Source organism: Alkalihalobacillus sp. MEB130 (assembly GCF_032335535.1).
GTDB lineage: Bacteria > Bacillota > Bacilli > Bacillales > Bacillaceae_D > Halalkalibacter.
In genome coordinates this window covers 1-17,224 of sequence record NZ_JAOANA010000025.1, presented here as the reverse complement: position 1 = coordinate 17,224, position 17,224 = coordinate 1, and the positions used below count along the sequence as shown (strand labels likewise).

At 40.8% G+C, this 17,224-nt stretch carries 19 protein-coding genes and 2 riboswitches; of the genes, 4 read left to right on the top strand and 15 right to left on the bottom strand.

The features are described 5' to 3' along the window. The first annotated feature begins 114 nt into the window (after positions 1-114). Complete coding sequence (locus tag N0O92_RS19870) at positions 115-369, top strand: YgaP family membrane protein (RefSeq protein ID WP_315616389.1); 255 nt, start codon at positions 115-117, stop codon at positions 367-369. 74 nt (positions 370-443) lie between these two features. Next, positions 444-554, top strand: coding sequence for an EYxxD motif small membrane protein (locus tag N0O92_RS23860; protein ID WP_396334563.1), 111 nt, complete (start codon positions 444-446; stop codon positions 552-554). Here N0O92_RS23860 and purD read toward each other — a convergent pair. From purD to N0O92_RS19795, 15 genes are all read right to left on the bottom strand, one after another. Next, entirely contained in the window at positions 529-1,800 is a 1,272-nt protein-coding gene (gene purD / locus N0O92_RS19865; protein ID WP_315616388.1) for a phosphoribosylamine--glycine ligase, read from the bottom strand. The genes N0O92_RS23860 and purD overlap by 26 nt on opposite strands. A gap of 12 nt (positions 1,801-1,812) precedes the next feature. Continuing rightward, positions 1,813-3,351, bottom strand: a complete 1,539-nt coding sequence (purH, locus tag N0O92_RS19860; protein ID WP_315616387.1) for a bifunctional phosphoribosylaminoimidazolecarboxamide formyltransferase/IMP cyclohydrolase — start codon at positions 3,349-3,351, stop codon at positions 1,813-1,815. Beyond that, positions 3,351-3,935 carry a phosphoribosylglycinamide formyltransferase gene (gene purN / locus N0O92_RS19855; protein WP_315616385.1) on the bottom strand — a complete coding sequence of 195 codons (585 nt, stop codon included), beginning with the start codon at positions 3,933-3,935 and terminating at the stop codon, positions 3,351-3,353. The genes purH and purN overlap by 1 nt, the downstream gene beginning before the upstream one ends. Then, positions 3,935-4,969, bottom strand: coding sequence for a phosphoribosylformylglycinamidine cyclo-ligase (gene purM / locus N0O92_RS19850; RefSeq protein ID WP_315616384.1), 1,035 nt, complete (start codon positions 4,967-4,969; stop codon positions 3,935-3,937). Before purM ends, purN begins: the two co-directional genes overlap by 1 nt. 20 nt (positions 4,970-4,989) lie before the next feature. Further along, positions 4,990-6,402 (bottom strand): amidophosphoribosyltransferase, encoded by a 1,413-nt coding sequence (purF, locus tag N0O92_RS19845; protein ID WP_315616383.1) that lies wholly within the window; start codon positions 6,400-6,402, stop codon positions 4,990-4,992. Further along, positions 6,378-8,600: a phosphoribosylformylglycinamidine synthase subunit PurL gene (purL, locus tag N0O92_RS19840; RefSeq protein ID WP_315616382.1), complete on the bottom strand. Its 2,223-nt coding sequence runs from the start codon at positions 8,598-8,600 to the stop codon at positions 6,378-6,380. The genes purF and purL overlap by 25 nt, the downstream gene beginning before the upstream one ends. Next, positions 8,584-9,267 (bottom strand): phosphoribosylformylglycinamidine synthase subunit PurQ, encoded by a 684-nt coding sequence (gene purQ, locus N0O92_RS19835; protein ID WP_315616381.1) that lies wholly within the window; start codon positions 9,265-9,267, stop codon positions 8,584-8,586. Before purQ ends, purL begins: the two co-directional genes overlap by 17 nt. Next, the gene (gene purS, locus N0O92_RS19830; protein WP_315616380.1) at positions 9,264-9,515 is read right to left on the bottom strand and encodes a phosphoribosylformylglycinamidine synthase subunit PurS; all 252 of its coding nucleotides are present in this window, start codon (positions 9,513-9,515) and stop codon (positions 9,264-9,266) included. Before purS ends, purQ begins: the two co-directional genes overlap by 4 nt. After that, on the bottom strand, positions 9,503-10,225 hold the full coding sequence (gene purC / locus N0O92_RS19825) for a phosphoribosylaminoimidazolesuccinocarboxamide synthase (RefSeq protein WP_315616379.1): 723 nt from the start codon (positions 10,223-10,225) through the stop codon (positions 9,503-9,505). Before purC ends, purS begins: the two co-directional genes overlap by 13 nt. 67 nt (positions 10,226-10,292) lie before the next feature. Further along, positions 10,293-11,591, bottom strand: a complete 1,299-nt coding sequence (gene purB, locus N0O92_RS19820; RefSeq protein ID WP_315616378.1) for an adenylosuccinate lyase — start codon at positions 11,589-11,591, stop codon at positions 10,293-10,295. 41 nt (positions 11,592-11,632) lie between these two features. Beyond that, positions 11,633-12,763, bottom strand: coding sequence for a 5-(carboxyamino)imidazole ribonucleotide synthase (purK, locus tag N0O92_RS19815; RefSeq protein ID WP_315616377.1), 1,131 nt, complete (start codon positions 12,761-12,763; stop codon positions 11,633-11,635). Beyond that, complete coding sequence (gene purE, locus N0O92_RS19810; protein WP_315616376.1) at positions 12,760-13,245, bottom strand: 5-(carboxyamino)imidazole ribonucleotide mutase; 486 nt, start codon at positions 13,243-13,245, stop codon at positions 12,760-12,762. Before purE ends, purK begins: the two co-directional genes overlap by 4 nt. 137 nt (positions 13,246-13,382) lie before the next feature. Continuing rightward, a riboswitch (purine riboswitch) is annotated at positions 13,383-13,484 on the bottom strand. 76 nt (positions 13,485-13,560) lie between these two features. Continuing rightward, entirely contained in the window at positions 13,561-13,785 is a 225-nt protein-coding gene (locus N0O92_RS19805; RefSeq protein WP_396334562.1) for an NETI motif-containing protein, read from the bottom strand. A gap of 74 nt (positions 13,786-13,859) precedes the next feature. Continuing rightward, on the bottom strand, positions 13,860-14,420 hold the full coding sequence (locus N0O92_RS19800; protein WP_315616374.1) for an isoprenylcysteine carboxyl methyltransferase family protein: 561 nt from the start codon (positions 14,418-14,420) through the stop codon (positions 13,860-13,862). After that, entirely contained in the window at positions 14,420-15,517 is a 1,098-nt protein-coding gene (locus N0O92_RS19795) for a type III polyketide synthase (RefSeq protein ID WP_315616373.1), read from the bottom strand. Before N0O92_RS19795 ends, N0O92_RS19800 begins: the two co-directional genes overlap by 1 nt. 383 nt (positions 15,518-15,900) lie before the next feature. Further along, positions 15,901-15,998: riboswitch (guanidine-I (ykkC/yxkD leader) on the top strand. 67 nt (positions 15,999-16,065) lie between these two features. Between N0O92_RS19795 and N0O92_RS19790 the strand changes: the two genes are divergently transcribed. Further along, complete coding sequence (locus tag N0O92_RS19790) at positions 16,066-16,407, top strand: DMT family transporter (protein WP_315616372.1); 342 nt, start codon at positions 16,066-16,068, stop codon at positions 16,405-16,407. Next, positions 16,407-16,721, top strand: coding sequence for a DMT family transporter (locus tag N0O92_RS19785; RefSeq protein ID WP_315616371.1), 315 nt, complete (start codon positions 16,407-16,409; stop codon positions 16,719-16,721). Before N0O92_RS19790 ends, N0O92_RS19785 begins: the two co-directional genes overlap by 1 nt. Positions 16,722-17,224: the final 503 nt, after the last annotated feature.

Genomic DNA, 17,224 nt, shown 5'->3' with positions numbered 1-17,224 from the left:
TCAATTACTATTTTCTTAATAGTACCACAAATTTGGTAAATAACTCACTACTATGTTAAATCTTTTAACAGAAATAATTGTAAGATTGACAAACATGTGAAAGGGGAAACCAATATGAAACCAAATATCGGACGTGTTGATGCTTTATGTCGTATTACTATGGGTTTCACTGTACTTGCTTGGTCTGCCTCTAAGCTTGGAAGAAAACCAAACGAAAATACACCTCTTTTTGCAGCTGTATGCGGAAGCATGAAAGTGGCCGAAGGCATTACAAGATTTTGTCCTCTTACGTACTTGGCAGAGAATAAAATGGCACATATGCAAGAACATACTGCCAATCAACATGAAAGTCACAACCATTCTGAATAACGGATAAAAAATAAACCGTATAAGATCATATGTGATCTTATACGGTTTATGATTCGACCCTAGGAGGTATTTTTATGTTTAACATCCAGGAATACGCAACAGATTCACTTTTTATTTACATTATGATTATTGGAAGCATTGTGGCGCTTCTTTATTTGTTTATGAGGAAGAGACGCGCGAAATAGCTTTGTGAGCGATATCCTTGCGATAGAACAACCCATTTTCACTAATGTTTGTAGCTTGTTCATACACACGTTGTTGCGCTTCTAGCAATGACGCTTTTTTTGTTGCAAGAAGAAGAACACGTCCTCCATTTGTTTTCCATTCGCCGTCTTCTTTTTTCGTACCGGCATGAAATACAAGGATGTCTTCATCCAATTTGTCTAGCCCTTCAATAACAGATCCTTTTTTATATGAACCTGGGTAGCCTTCACTTGCTAAAACAATTCCTACCACTTCTTCATCAGACCATTCTAATGTAGGTGTTTTCCCGTCTAATAAATCGATATACACCTGAACTAAATCTGAGCTTAACCGTGGCAAAACAACTTGTGTTTCTGGATCGCCAAAACGAGTATTAAATTCAATCACTTTTGGCCCTGCTGAAGTCATCATTAATCCCGCATACAAAATTCCAGTAAAAGGAGTACCTTCTTTGATCAATGCATCTGCTGTTGGCTGAAGAACGTTCTTCACTGCTTCTGCTACATCTTCACTTGAGAATTGAGGTACTGGAGAGTAAGCTCCCATCCCCCCCGTATTCGGTCCTTGATCACCGTCTAAGGCTCTCTTATGATCTTGTGCACCAACCATCGGAATCACCGTATCATGACGAACAAAAGCCATCAGAGAAAGTTCTTCTCCTTCTAAATACTCTTCGATGACTACTTGAGCACTTGCTTCTCCGAATTTCAGATCCTTTAGCATAGAAGAGAGCGCCTCAATCGCTTCTTCTTCTGTCATGGCAACAACAACACCTTTACCAGCTGCTAAACCATCCGCTTTAATGACAATCGGAGCTCCCTGCTTTTTCACATACGCAACAGCATCATCATAGTTTGTGAACGTTTCATAACTTCCCGTTGGAATGTTGTACTTTTTCATAATGGATTTAGCAAAAGACTTACTGCCCTCAAGCATAGCCGCTTCTTTCCTTGGTCCGAAAATTCGTAGCCCTTCCTCTTCGAACCTATTTACGACTCCACCAAGTAAAGGTACCTCTGGCCCAACAATTGTTAAGCCAATCTCTTGCTCTTTCGCAAAAGCAACTAGTGCGTCAAAGTCATTTTCTTTAATTTGAACAGGTGTCGCAACATCTACCATCCCATCATTTCCTGGTGCCACGAACACATCTGTTACTTGTTTGCTTTGTGCTACTTTCCAAGCGATTGCGTGCTCGCGTCCCCCACTACCAATGATTAAAACTTTCATTTGAACACTCCTTTAATGTTTAAAGTGTCTTACTCCTGTCATGACCATAGCTATTCCATATTTATTTGCCATTTCAATTGACTCTTCATCACGAATGGAGCCGCCTGGCTGAATAATAGCTGTAACTCCGGCTTTTCCAGCAAGTTCAACTGTATCACCCATTGGGAAGAAAGCATCCGATCCCATAACAGCACCTTCAATGCGTTCACTTGCTTGATTAATAGCAATATCAGCAGCTCCGACACGATTCATTTGACCAGCCCCAACACCAACTGTCATTTGACCATTTGTTAATACAATGGCATTTGACTTTACATGTTTGACCACTTTCCAAGCTAGTTTCAGAGCTTCCCATTCAGCGTCTGTTGGTTTACGATCTGTTGGGATCGTAAGAGTAGCATCATCTAACCCAAAATGGTCTTCATCTTGCACCAATAAACCACCATGAATAGAAGTAAGCATTGCTTCAGGTTGTTCTTGTTTCGTCATCGGAACCGTTAAAAGGCGTAAATTCTTCTTAGCTGTAAGAACAGTAAGTGCTTCTTGTGTAAATGATGGAGCAATAATAATCTCAAGGAAAATATCTTTCATTTTTACAGCTGTTGCTTCATCAATTTCACGGTTTGCTGCTACAATTCCACCAAAGATTGAAACAGGATCTGCCTCATATGCTCGACCGTAAGCTTGCTCAATTGACTCGCCCGTACCAACTCCGCACGGATTCATATGTTTGACAGCTACAACCGCAGGCTCAGAAAATTCTTTAACAATCGCAAGCGCAGCATCTGCGTCGTGAATATTGTTGTAAGATAGTTCTTTTCCATGTAATTGAACCGCACTAGCAATCGAGCTTTCATCTGCTAGCGGTTTTTTATAGAACGTTGCTTTTTGATGTGGATTTTCTCCGTAACGCAAGCCTTGCTTCCGTTCGTACGTTACCGTAAATGTTTCTGGTTCTGCTTCCCCTACTGCTTCTGTTAAGTACTCGGCAATAAGAGCATCATACGCAGCTGTATGTCTAAATACTTTTGCCGCCAAACGACGTTTTGTTTCTACTGTTACATCTTGCTCATTCGAAAGTTCGTCAAGAACGATTTGATAATCTTTCGGATCAACAACAACGGTTACATGGTTATGGTTTTTTGCAGCAGCACGAAGCATACTTGGACCACCGATATCGATGTTCTCAATCGCATCTTCAAATGTACAATCAGGTTTGGCAATCGTTTCTTTAAATGGATATAAATTAACCACAACAAGATCAATCGTGGAAATGTTATGTTCAGCTAGTTGCTGTCTATGCTCTTCACGCTCTCTCATAGCTAGTAAGCCACTATGTATATTAGGGTGAAGAGTTTTTACTCGACCATCTAAAATTTCTGGGAAACCCGTTACTTCCGAGATCCCAATAACTGGAACGCCAGCCTCTTGAAGAGCTTTCTTCGTTCCTCCAGTTGATACTACTTCAAACCCTTGTTGAGTTAGCTGTTGAACAAACTCAACAATGCCTTCCTTATTAGAAACACTTACTAAAGCTCTACGTTTACTCATCAATTACTAACCTCTTTCGTTCGATCTATGATAGTTTGAATCGTTTCAGGATAAAGTTTGTGTTCTACTTCTTGAACTTTCTTCTGCAAGGAATCAACCGTATCGTCCTCATTGATACGAACCGGTTCCTGAGCAATGATCTCCCCCGTATCCATCCCCGCATCAACATAATGAATCGTGACCCCCGTCACTTTTACCTTAGCTTTAAACGCTTGCCCTATTGCATCTAATCCCGGAAAAGAAGGAAGCAAGGAAGGATGTATATTCACAATCCTTCCTTCATACGCACTTAGCAATGTAGGGCCTACTAACCTCATATACCCTGCTAGTACAACAAATGTGACTTCTCTTTTTCCTAATTCATCTATGATCGCTTGTTCAAAACACGCTTTCGTTTCATAAGTCTTCGGATCTGCAATAAAACAAGGAACATCAAAAGCATGGGCCCGTTCAATTACTTTCGCTTTCGGCTTATCCGTTACAATGAGGGCAACTTCAGCATCAAGGACGTTAGATTGTGCAGCTCGCATGATCGCTTCTGCATTTGTCCCACTCCCTGAGGCAAAAATAGCAACCTTTGCCATTACTCGATGCCTCCAATTGTTACTCCTGTTCCTTCTTCTACTCGACCAATAATGTGGGCAGATTCACCGTTCTCTTCAAGTGTACGTAGAACTTGAACATGCTCTCCTTCAGGAACAACGACCACCATACCAATCCCCATATTAAACGTGGAGAAAAGCTCTTTGTCGGTTAGTTCCCCATACTTTTGCAACATATTGAAAATCGGAGGAACTGGCCATGATCCGTTATCTACACTCACACGAACACCTTCTGGCAACATGCGCGGAATATTTTCATAAAATCCGCCACCAGTTATATGCGCCATCCCATGAACCGTATGTTTTTCCAAACAAGCAAGTAATGGCTTAACATAAATTTTCGTTGGAGTTAATAATTCTTCACCTAACGTTTTTCCTAATTCTTCTACGTTTGCGTTTAGATCAAATGAATGATCACTAAGCAAAATCTTTCTTACAAGTGAGAAGCCATTGCTATGAAGACCGCTTGATGACAGTCCAATGACTACATCACCAGGTTGAATCTTCTCACCAGTAATGATGTGCTTCTTCTCAACGGCTCCAACTGAAAAACCAGCTAAATCATATTCGTCTTCACTATACATTCCTGGCATTTCTGCCGTTTCCCCGCCTACTAGAGCGCAACCAGCCTGAACGCATCCATCTGCAACTCCCTTAACGATTGCTTCCAACCGTTCAGGAACTGCTTTTCCACAGGCGATGTAATCTAGAAAATAAAGGGGTTCTGCCCCTTGCACAACAATATCATTTACACACATGGCCACTGCATCGACACCAATCGTATCGTGACGGTCTAGCATGAAGGCTAGCATAAGCTTTGTCCCTACTCCATCAGTTCCTGAAACAAGTACGGGCTCCTTCAGACCTAATGTAGATAGATCAAACATGCCCCCAAAGCCACCAAGTGACCCCATAACCCCAGCGCGTTCTGTTCTATTTACATGACTCTTCATTCGCTCGACTGCTTCATAGCCCGCTTCAAGACTGACTCCTGCTTTTTTATAAGCTTCCGACATTCCTCTTGCTCCCTTCTCCTCTAAACCTTTGCGTATGGATGTAATGTATCTGGATATATTTCAGTTGGGTATTCCCCTGTAAAACACGCTAAACACTGGCCGCAGTTTGGTGTTTCGTCCGAACGACCAATCCCTTTCTTTAACCCCTCTACTGATAAAAAGGCTAAAGAATCAGCTCCCATCATCTCGCGCATCTCTTCGATGGAATGGTTAGCAGCAATAAGTTCACCTGAATTAGACGTATCGATTCCGTAGAAGCAAGGGTTCTTAATAGGAGGCGAACTAATTCGTACATGAACTTCTTTCGCACCTGCTTCACGTAACATATTGACAATTCTTCTACTTGTTGTACCACGTACAATCGAATCGTCAATCATGACCACACGTTTGCCTTCTACGACTCCACGAACAGCCGATAGCTTCATTTTTACACCTTGCTCACGTAATTCTTGAGAAGGCTGAATGAAAGTACGTCCGACATAGCGATTTTTGATCATTCCTAATTCGTACGGAATACCCGTTTGTTCGGCATAACCAATTGCTGCAGAAATACTTGAGTCTGGCACACCTGTTACAACATCTGCTTCAATCGGAGATTCAATCGCTAATTGCTTTCCTAGACTTTTTCTAGATGTGTGTACATTGATTTCATCGACATTGCTATCAGGTCTAGCAAAATAGACATATTCCATACTGCAAATTGCTCTTGTTGCTGAACCTGAAAATCTCGTAGAACGTAATCCATTGTCATCAATAATGACTAGTTCACCTGGTTCTACTTCGCGCTCATATGTGGCACCAATTAAATCAAATGCACATGTTTCAGATGCAATTACATACGCTTCTCCAAGTCTGCCGATTGATAACGGACGTAGACCATTTGGATCTAGAGCTACCATTAATTGCTTTTCATTCAAAACCGCTAAGGCATAAGCACCTTTTAACATTTCCAGAGCATTACGCAATTGCCCTTCTAACGTGTTATAGCCACTACGTTTAATGAGATGTGCTACAACCTCTGTATCAGAAGTAGATTGAAAAATGCTTCCTTGGCTCTCAAGTTGGTGCTTCATACTATTGGCATTGACTAGATTTCCGTTATGAGCAATAGCCAAACTTCCCATTTGAGAACGGAAGAGAAGGGGTTGCACATTGGCAAATCCCCCTCCTCCTGCAGTCGCATAACGAACATGACCAATTGCTGCATGGCCTGTTAGCTGTGCAAAATCGTCAGGGCTAAAAACATCATTTACAAGTCCTAATCCTTTGTGAACCTTTAAATGTTCTCCATCTGTTACAACAATCCCCGCTCCTTCTTGCCCACGATGTTGCAAACTGTGAAGACCGTAGTAAGTGAGGTGAGCAGCATCTTTATGACCCCAAATAGCAAACACACCACATTCTTCGTTTAGGCCTTTGATTTCAGCAAACATGGAATGGCTCCTTTCCAAGCCGTTACGATCTCACCCTGAGTTGTTGAAAGGGTGACACCTTTATTATTTTTGATCTCTAATACTTTAGTATTTGTCACTTCTCCAATACGTGTTGCTGCAACAGCTTGTTCAAACTGCTCAGCTTTTTCACTTGGCACTGTTACGATAAAACGAGATTGAGATTCTGCAAATAATGCTGCAGTTGTTTCCCCTTCAAGGGTTACCGTTGCTCCAACTTCACCGGATGTCATAGATTCAGCTAGCGCTACTGCCACTCCACCTTCAGCAACATCATGAGCAGATGCAACAAGTCCTGAGCGAATCGCTGTTAGAAGCTGCTTTTGTAATCTTTTTTCTAGCTCTAAATCAAGGGTAGGTGCTTTTCCGGAAATATCACCTTCGACTAACTTTTGTAATTCACTTCCACCAAACTCTGGTTTTGTTTCTCCCACAAGATAGATTACATCTCCAGCTTGTTTAAAGCTTTGAGTCGTAATATGATCCGTATCTTCAATCAAACCAACCATTCCGATTACTGGCGTTGGGTAAATCGCAACACCTGCTGTTTCATTGTAAAGAGAAACATTCCCACCGATAACAGGAGTCTCAAGAACTCGACAAGCTTCACTCATACCGTCTGTAGACTTTTCAAGTTGCCAGAAAATTTCAGGCTTATCAGGGCTTCCGTAGTTCAATCCGTCCGTTAATCCAAGTGGAACCCCACCAGAACAAACGACGTTACGAGCCGCTTCTGCAACCGCAATTTGACCACCTACTTCAGGGTCAAGATATAAATAACGAGAGTTACAATCTGTTGTCATTGCAAGAGCTTTTCTCGTTCCACGAATACGAACAACCGCAGCATCTGAACCTGGCTCAACAACTGTGTTTGTCTGAACCATATAATCATATTGATCATAAACCCACTCTTTGCTAGCAATGGTTGGTTGAGCTAATAGCTTTAATAATGTTTCTTTATAATCTTCAACAGCTGGAGTTCTTTCCTCTTGCTGTTGGAACGTTTCATAGTAAGCCGGAACACTTGATGGCTTATGATAAACTGGCGCTTCTTCTGCTAGTGCATCTACTGGAAGATCTGCCACTACTTCTCCTTTGTGAAGAAGACGAAGACGCTTGTCATCCGTTACATGACCAACTTCAGCCGATAACAATCCCCAACGATCAAAGATTTCTTTAATTTCTTGTTCACGGCCCTTTTTTACAACAATCAACATACGCTCTTGAGACTCAGAAAGCATCATCTCGTAAGGCGTCATCCCTTGCTCACGTTGCGGAACAAGGTCTAAGTTCATTTCAATACCAGACCCAGCTTTACTTGCCATCTCTGCTGATGATGAAGTAAGACCAGCTGCACCCATGTCTTGAATTCCAACAAGGGCATCGTTCTGAATTAACTCTAAACAAGCTTCAAGCAACAACTTCTCCATGAAAGGATCTCCCACTTGAACAGCTGGACGCTTCTCATCCGAATCTTCACCTAGCTCTTCAGAAGCGAACGTTGCTCCGTGAATTCCATCACGGCCTGTGCTAGCACCAACGTACATAACCGTATTGCCGACACCTTTGGCTTGCCCTTTTTGAATATCTTTATGATCAATTAAACCAACACACATCGCATTTACTAAAGGATTCCCTTCATAGCAAGGATCAAATTGAATTTCTCCTCCTACTGTAGGTACTCCCATACAGTTTCCGTATCCCGCAATTCCCGCTACTACTTCTTCAAATAAGTAACGAACACGTGGAGATGTTAACTCTCCGAAACGTAAGGAATTTAATAGAGAAATTGGACGAGCTCCCATGGAGAATACATCACGAAGGATTCCTCCTACACCAGTTGCTGCACCTTGGTATGGCTCAATGGCTGAAGGGTGGTTATGACTTTCAACCTTAAACACAACCGCTTGCTCATCACCGATGTCGATAATTCCAGCACCTTCACCAGGACCTTGTAAGACGCGCTCTCCTTCTGTAGGAAATTTCTTTAATAGAACTTTTGAATTTTTGTAGCTACAATGTTCTGACCACATTACCGAGAAAAGACCTGTTTCAGTCCAGTTCGGAGTACGACCAATAATTTCCTCAATCATAGCAAATTCATCATCTGTTAAACCCATTTCGCGGTAAAGCTTCTCCTCTTTCACGCGCTCAGCTGTTGGCTCAAGAAGTAGTGACATGAGATTCCCTCCAATTTCTTACGATCGATTGAAATAAACGTAGACCATCTTCGCTTCCTAATAATGACTCGACTGCACGTTCAGGGTGAGGCATCATTCCTAACACATTTCCACGCTCATTCGTAATACCTGCGATATCTGCCTTTGATCCATTAATCGCTTGTGCATAGCGAAAAACAACTTGGTTATTTGCTTCTAATGCTTGCAATGTTGCTTCATCACATTCATAGTTCCCTTCACCATGTGCAACTGGGATTGTAATAACTTCCCCTTTTTTATATCCAGTCGTAAACAATGTCTCATTGTTTTCTACCGTTAGTTCTGTCGGGCGACAGATAAACTTCAGCCCGTCGTTACGCTTCATCGCACCAGGCAACAATCCTAATTCAAGAAGCATCTGAAATCCGTTACAAACACCTAAAACTGGCTTGCCTTCTTCTGCAAATTTCTTAACAGCTTCCATGATCGGAGAGAAACAAGCGATAGCACCTGAACGAAGGTAATCACCATAAGAGAATCCTCCTGGTAAAAGAACCCCATCAAATCCCTCTAACGACGTTTCATCATGACGAACGTAAGCCACCTCTTCTTGCAGGGCATCCTGAATCGCAAAAAACATATCCGAGTCACAGTTCGAACCAGGAAAAACAATTACTGCAAATTTCATGAAGGAACAACCTCCTCGATTTCATAACGATAATCCTCAATTACGGTATTCGCTAACAGTTTTGAACACATTTCATCAATTCGTTGTTCCACGTTATCAGTACTGTTTACTACTAGTTCCATATATTTACCGATGCGTACTTCTTCTACTTCTTTATAATCCATTGTGTGCAGGGCACGCTTCACTGCTCCTCCTTGAGGATCTAGAACACTTTCTCTTAACGTTACGTAAACTTTTACTTTGTACATGATGCGCCTCCTAAGCGTGATAAAATTTCTTGATACCCTTCTTGTAAACTTCCTAAATTGCGTCTGAATAAATCCTTATCAAAACGTTGGTTTGTTTCTTTGTCCCATAAGCGACAAGTGTCAGGTGAGATTTCATCAGCTAGCAAAATGTCTCCAGCTGTAGTACGTCCAAATTCTAATTTAAAATCAATGAGTTTCACATTGAGATTGTCAAAGAGATTAATCAAATGTTTGTTTACTTCTAACGCTTTTTCTCTCAAAACCGCTAAGTCCGCGTTGGACGCTGCTTTTAAGATCCTAATGTGATCTTCTGTCACAAGCGGATCTCCAAGCGCGTCATCTTTGTAATAAAACTCAACAATTGGTTGTGCAAGTGCGGTTCCTTCTTCGATTCCTAAACGCTTTGCCATACTTCCTGCTACAACATTCCTAACAACTACTTCTAAAGGAATAATATCAACCTTTTTCACTAACTGCTCGGTTTCTGAAAGTCTTTTAATGAAGTGACTATCGACTCCATTTTCCTTTAAGAAAGAGAATATTAAAGAGGTAATCTCGTTATTTAACCTTGCTTTCCCTGTTAATGTCTCTTTTTTCTCACCATTAAAAGCAGTCGCATCGTCTTTGTAACTTACCCAAAGCTCTTCCACATTGGATGTTTGATAGATTTGCTTTGCTTTTCCTTCATATAGCAAAACGCCTTTTTCCATGATTAGACCTCCAAAAACTGAAATATTGGAATTTTTTATATACAAGAGGGGCTATAACCCCTCCTAATTAATCTTCTAGACCAACTCTTGCAAAAATGGTACTTACGTGCTTCATATGGTGCTCGTAGTTAAAGCATTCTTCAATCTCATCAGGAGTGAGGACACTTGTAATTCTATCTTCAGCTTCCACCAACTCACGGAATTGAATGCCTTTTTCCCAAGCCTCCATTGCTTTTGGCTGAACTAAGTCATATGCTTCTTCACGTACCATTCCTTTATCAATTAATGAAAGAAGAACACGTTGAGAATAAATTAAACCATACGTGCGCGTCATATTACGCTTCATGTTTTCTGGGAAGACCGTTAAGTTTTTCACGATGTTTCCGAAACGATTTAACATGTAATTAAGTGCGATTGTTGCATCTGGTAGAATGATACGCTCAGCTGATGAGTGAGAGATATCACGCTCATGCCATAATGGAACATTTTCATAAGCCGTAATCATATGCCCGCGAATGACACGCGCTAATCCAGTCATGTTCTCAGAACCAATTGGGTTACGCTTATGAGGCATAGCGGATGACCCTTTTTGTCCTTTTGCAAAGAACTCTTCTACTTCTCTTGTTTCACTCTTTTGTAGTCCACGAATTTCTACTGCAAACTTTTCAATAGATGTTGCAATTAAAGCAAGTGCAGCTAAATATTCAGCATGACGGTCACGTTGCAACGTTTGTGTAGAAATCGGTGCCGCTTGAAGACCTAATTTCTCACATACAAATGCTTCAATAGATGGGTCAATATTAGCAAATGTTCCAACTGCTCCTGAAAGCTTTCCAACACGTACACCTTCTGCTGCATGCTTGAAACGTTCAAGGTTACGCTTCATTTCTTCATACCATAATGCTAGCTTCAAACCAAACGTCGTAGGTTCCGCATGTACACCGTGCGTACGCCCCATCATGATTGTATATTTATGTTCTTTCGCCTTATTTCCTATAATTTCAACAAAACGCTCAATGTCACCCAGAAGAATCTCGTTTGCTTGCTTTAATAAATAAGATAAAGCTGTATCTACAACGTCAGTAGACGTTAATCCGTAATGAACCCATTTTCTTTCTTCGCCTAATGTCTCAGATACAGCACGTGTAAAAGCAACAACATCATGGCGAGTTTCTAGTTCAATTTCATTAATACGGTTAATATCAAAGCTTGCATTTTCACGAATCTTTTTTACATCTTCTTTCGGAATGTCACCTAGTTCTGCCCAAGCTTCACAAGCTACAATTTCTACTTCTAACCAAGCTTGAAATCTATTTTCCTCTGTCCAAATAGCTCCCATTTCAGGGCGAGTATAACGTTCGATCATGTATTTTCAGCCTCCGCTTTGTCTAATTAGTTAAATTATCATTAAAGGACATTCATTTGTTGCAACCGTTCAATCTTACTACATGCTTCTTCGACTGAGTTGGCTGTTGCCGTCAAATGACCCATTTTTCTCTTTTGTTTTGCTTCTTTTTTTCCATATAAATGAAGTTTGACATCATCTAGCCTCGAAACAGACTGGAGAACTCCATCTAAATCTTCTCCGAGAATGTTTTCCATTACAACCGGTGACCAAAGTTCTGTTGAACCAAGTGGCAGCCCACAAACCGCTCGTATATGTTGCTCGAATTGCGATGTTTTACAAGCTTCAATTGTATAGTGCCCAGAATTATGTGGCCTTGGTGCAAGTTCATTGGCATATAATCTGCCATCTTTAAGCATGAAAAGCTCAACAGCTAAAGTACCAACAACATCTAACCCCGTTACAATTTTTAATGCCATTTCTTTCGCTTGCTCACAAACAGACTCCTCAATTCTAGCAGGCACGTGAGAACGGAAAAGAATGTTGTCTCGATGTTCATTTTCTGATACTGGAAAGACAGCCGTTTCTCCATTTCTCGAACGCGTGACAATGACTGAAAGTTCAAGCGAGAAAGGAATCCAAGCTTCCAGTACACATTCTCCATTTTCTAACAACTGAACGGCTCCTTCTTTCAGTTGCTCGATATTCTTCACCACTCGCTGCCCTTTGCCGTCATATCCGCCTCGACACGTTTTTAGGACAGCAGGGAATCCAATTTTCTTTGCGGCTTCATCAAGATCATCTACGGAATAAATCGCAAAAAATGGAGCGACAGGAATTCCTAGAGATTGGATCGCTTCTTTTTCCTTTAAGCGATGCTGAGTAGTTCCTAACACTTTTGCTCCTTGTGGAAAATCTGCTTGTTCAGTTAACCAATTCGCTGTTTTCTCATCAATGTTTTCAAATTCATACGTGATCACATCAGATACATCAGCAAGTTTCTTAGCCCCTGTAACATCATCATAAGCTGCTTCAATGACAATATCCGCAACTTGTCCACATGGAGAATCTTCTGTTGGTTCTAGCACGGCAATTCGGTAGCCCATTTGTTTAGCAGCTGTAGCCATCATTCTTCCTAGCTGACCACCACCGATAATTCCAATCGTTGCTCCAGGATTCACGATTCGACTCATAGTTGATCACTACTTTCTAGAACGGTTTGTTTTGTTTTTTCCCTTTTATTTTCTAACCGACTAGCAATGTCGGGTTCAAAAGCACCTAATATTTGAGCAGCGAGCAATCCTGCATTGGTTGCTCCAGCTTTGCCAATTGCTACAGTTGCAACTGGAACTCCGCCGGGCATTTGAACAATCGATAATAAGGAGTCCAAACCTTGTAACGCCTTGGACTGTACCGGAACTCCAATAACAGGCAATGTCGTCTTAGCAGCTACCATTCCAGGTAAGTGGGCTGCCCCACCAGCACCAGCAATAATAACTTTTAATCCTCTGTCTCTTGCTGTTTCAGCATACTCGAACATAAGATCCGGAGTACGATGAGCAGAAACCACCTTCTTTTCATACTCGAGCTCTAGTTCGTCTAGGACGTCACAGGCTGCCTTCATTGTGTCCCAATCAGAAGTACTTCCCATTATCACACCAATTTTCGGATTCATTGTCGCTCTCCCCCACTCTTTATCTATCCCTTACTAGGCTTAAAGGCATTAAAAAAACGCAGAACAACTTTCTTATCTACTCAACTGAGAGAAAGGAAGCCGCCTCTGCGCTCATCAGATACCAGAGAAATTCTTTAGTATCTCCCACTTTCCCTCATAGTCCGACTATTTACGGTAGTCAGGTAGAAACTTATGGACCATATCTCCAAGATTATATGAGGCTTATTTCGTTTTTCGTTCAATCTTATAGCTATATCTTACATTCATACCGTGTGACTGTCAACAAAATGTCGAACAATAAAATGTCTGACTTTTTTATTGTTCGCTTTCTACTAAAATTCCTTCAAAGATAATTTGTTGCCTAACAGGAACATATTCTTTGTTTGAATTAACGGTTTCTTCCTTAAAGATTGGCTTCTCCATTCTTTTAATTGGTTGATAGCCTTCAGCCTTCATTCGATCTAGACAAGCCTCAATTGTCTCAAATTCTCCTACTTCAAATCGCTCTTTTCTTTTTTTTGCCAAATGTATTGCCTCCATTCAAAAAATGCCTATATATCCATCATATCCCTACGTTTAGAGTCAGATCAAGATTCATCTGTTATTATGCATTTTTATTCTTCTGAAGTAGGCACAAATCGCTTTCTCTTCTTGAAAACTTCTTGATAATTTGTGGCCTGTTCTAGCGCCTGCTCTTCCATATTAATGCGGATGGAAAGAATATAAGCGTTTACGATTGTAAAAACAATGGCCGTCCAATAGGCTTGAAAAATTAATGGCAAGCAAGCCAACTCTGTGATAACGATCGCATAGTTCGGATGTCTTAAATAACGATAAGGTCCTTTAGCAATAACTTTTGCTCCAGGCAAGACCATAATTCTCGTATTCCAGAAACGCCCTAGCGAAGAGAGAGCCCAAACGCGACCGATTTGCGCAAGGAAAAAAACAAAAAGGGGAACCACTGACCAAAGAACAAAGTTTCTTTCAATCATAGTCACTTCTATTAATAATGAGATAAAAAACAAGGCATGCATCGCAACGATATACTTGTAATGCTCGTTCCCTACTTCATAGCCTCCTTGACTTTTTATCCATCTTGCATTGCGATTGGCAATAATCACCTCGACTACCCTTTGTACAATAATAAGCATGATAAATAAGTAAATGGCAAACATCAGTTTAGCTCCTTCCATTGTAGTAATACTAATTCCGAACAAAAACCAGGTCCAAGCGCAGCCATAAGACCATATTCCCCAGCAGCATGTTCTTGTTGCATAAACTGTTCCAACACATATAAAACGGTTGGAGATGACATATTGCCGTGAGCTCTCAACACTTCTTTTGAAATTTCGACCATATCTGGATCTAGCCTTAATGTTTCTATGTAGGCATCTAATACTTTTTTTCCACCTGGATGAGCAATAAAGGAAGAGATATCATTCGTGTTTATTTGATTTTTCGAAAGAAAGCTCTCCACATTGGGACCTAGCCAATTTTTTATGATCGTTGGAATGTCTCTGGAGAATACAACATGAAGACCCGAATCTTTTACATCCCACCCCATCACATCTTCAGAATGTGGCATAAGCGTTGATTGAGTGGAAAGAATCTTTGGTCGTACTTGGTTTGTCGCTTGTTTAAGAAGACTTGACTCTTCTCCTGCTACTAATGCACACGCTACTCCATCTGCAAATAAAGATGTACCAACAAGATTGCTTTTCGTATGATCATTTCGTTGAAACGTAAGACTGCATAGTTCAACACAAACAACTAATACATTTTCACTTGGAAACGCTTTGCAGTATTCGTAAGCACGGCTGATTCCTGCTGATCCTCCAGCACAACCTAAACCCCATAACGGAATTCTTTTTGTATGTGGTGAAAAAGGGAGGTGATTCATGATTCTTGCATCTAAACTTGGCGTTGACATTCCCGAACTTGATACAAGAATAATGGCATTGATCTCGACTTCCTCCACTTTTTCTTTTACAAACTGCTCATTATGAAGACAACGTCGAATTGCTTCTACTGAAAAGGCAGTCGCCAGTTCAATATATAAATCATTTTTTTGTTTTAAAGAGTGATCACCTTCAAACCATTGCATCGGAACAGCAAATTGCCGTTCATCAATTTGTCCGTTTGCAAACACCTTTAACATGCGTTCAATATCTTCATAACTCTCACTAAAGAGTTCTCTAGCAAATTCAGTGGTAGTCTGTTGATTTAGAGTATGGGGAGGACTATACGTACTTATAGAAATAATAGATGGCATAAACTCACCTTGCCTTAAACGAAAGATTTTATCGTTAGGTTCACCAAATATTGGGTAATCATGCGGAATTTCAGAGGGAGAAATAAAAGTATTCTCGTATGGGAAGAAGGTTAGCAAAAGACCCTTTCACCTCTATCTACTTTTTACATGTTTTTAAGGTATCCAATGTTACTGTGAAAAAATCGACATTTCCCCAATTGGTCTGTTCTATTTTCAACAACATAATAATTAATAAGACTCACCAGAAATAGCACAATGGGTGAAAGCCCATTACACTTTATAAAGATTATGACTATAGAACTCCTTTAGTTGAACAAATTGATATGCTTTTAGTCTTTAAATTTCAAAGCCATTTGTGTATAATCTATAGAAATTGTATATAAGTTAAAGTTTTCTAGGGTTCCGCAATAATTATATTGGGCTGGTCCGAGAGAAAACTCACAGCTATGCTGTGTCACGGAAGGATAAAAGCCTGGGAGATTCTATTTAACAGTGATCTCTTAGGCTTTTTTGTTTTTTGTAAGTCTAAATTTGGAGGTGGTTTTAACGTGAATCGAGAGTGGATAAAAGTATTCGTTGCTGTTTTCTTTGAAGTCCTTTGGGTGATTGGTTTAAAACATGCTCATGACTTTTGGACTTGGACCGGAACTGCCATATCAATAATCATTAGCTTTTACATTATGATTATGGCAGGACGGAAACTCCCAGTAGGAACTGTATATGCAGTTTTCGTTGGATTAGGTACAGCAGGAACTGTCATTTCCGAGATACTTTTCTTTGGTGAGCCATTTAACGTGGAAAAGATATTTATGATTTTTCTTTTGTTAACAGGAGTAATTGGATTAAAACTAGTTACAAAAGAAAAAGTTGAGAAAGGTGGTGTAGCCTAATGGCATGGGTTTCTTTAATTTTAGCTGGTTTTTGTGAAATGTTCGGGGTTGCTATGATAAATAAATTGCATAAAGACCGTAATTGGCAATCATTACTTCTATTAATTTTAGGATTTGGAGCAAGTTTTCTCTTTCTTGCTTATTCAATGATAACACTTCCTATGAGTACAGCTTATGCTATTTGGACAGGAGTTGGCGCTTCTGGGGGAGCAGTTTTAGGGATGATCTTCTACGGTGAAACTAGGGACTGGCGAAGACTTATTTTTATCGGGATTGTTTTGGGTGCTACTATAGGACTTAAACTTGTGTCATGAAAGCATGGCAACCATCGGCTTATTCGAGGAAGATGCTGTTCTGTTGTTCCACTAATATCACGTGAATCCTTAACCTCTCCCCTTTTATTCGGAGCGTGCCCGCCTGGCAACGTCCTGGCTCACCCTTTCTCTTCCTACGGGGAAGGTTCTTCACGAAGCATTTTCATAGATGTTTCTCATGTCGGTCTACGAAGAGAAAGGGTTCGTCTCACAGGGGGACACGATGTATTTCAAGTAGCTTATTCACGATGTTACCATCGGCTTATTCGAGGAAGATGCTGTTCTGTTGTTCCACTAATGTCACGCGAATCCTTAACCTCTCCCCTTTTATTTGGAGCGTGCCCGCCTGGCAACGTCCTGGCTCACCCTTTCTCTTCTACGGGGAAGGTTCTTCACGAAGCATTTTCATAGATGTTTCTCATGTCGGTCTACGAAGAGAAAGGGTTCGTCTCACAGGGGGACACGATGTATTTCAAGTAGCTTATTCACGATGTTACCATCGG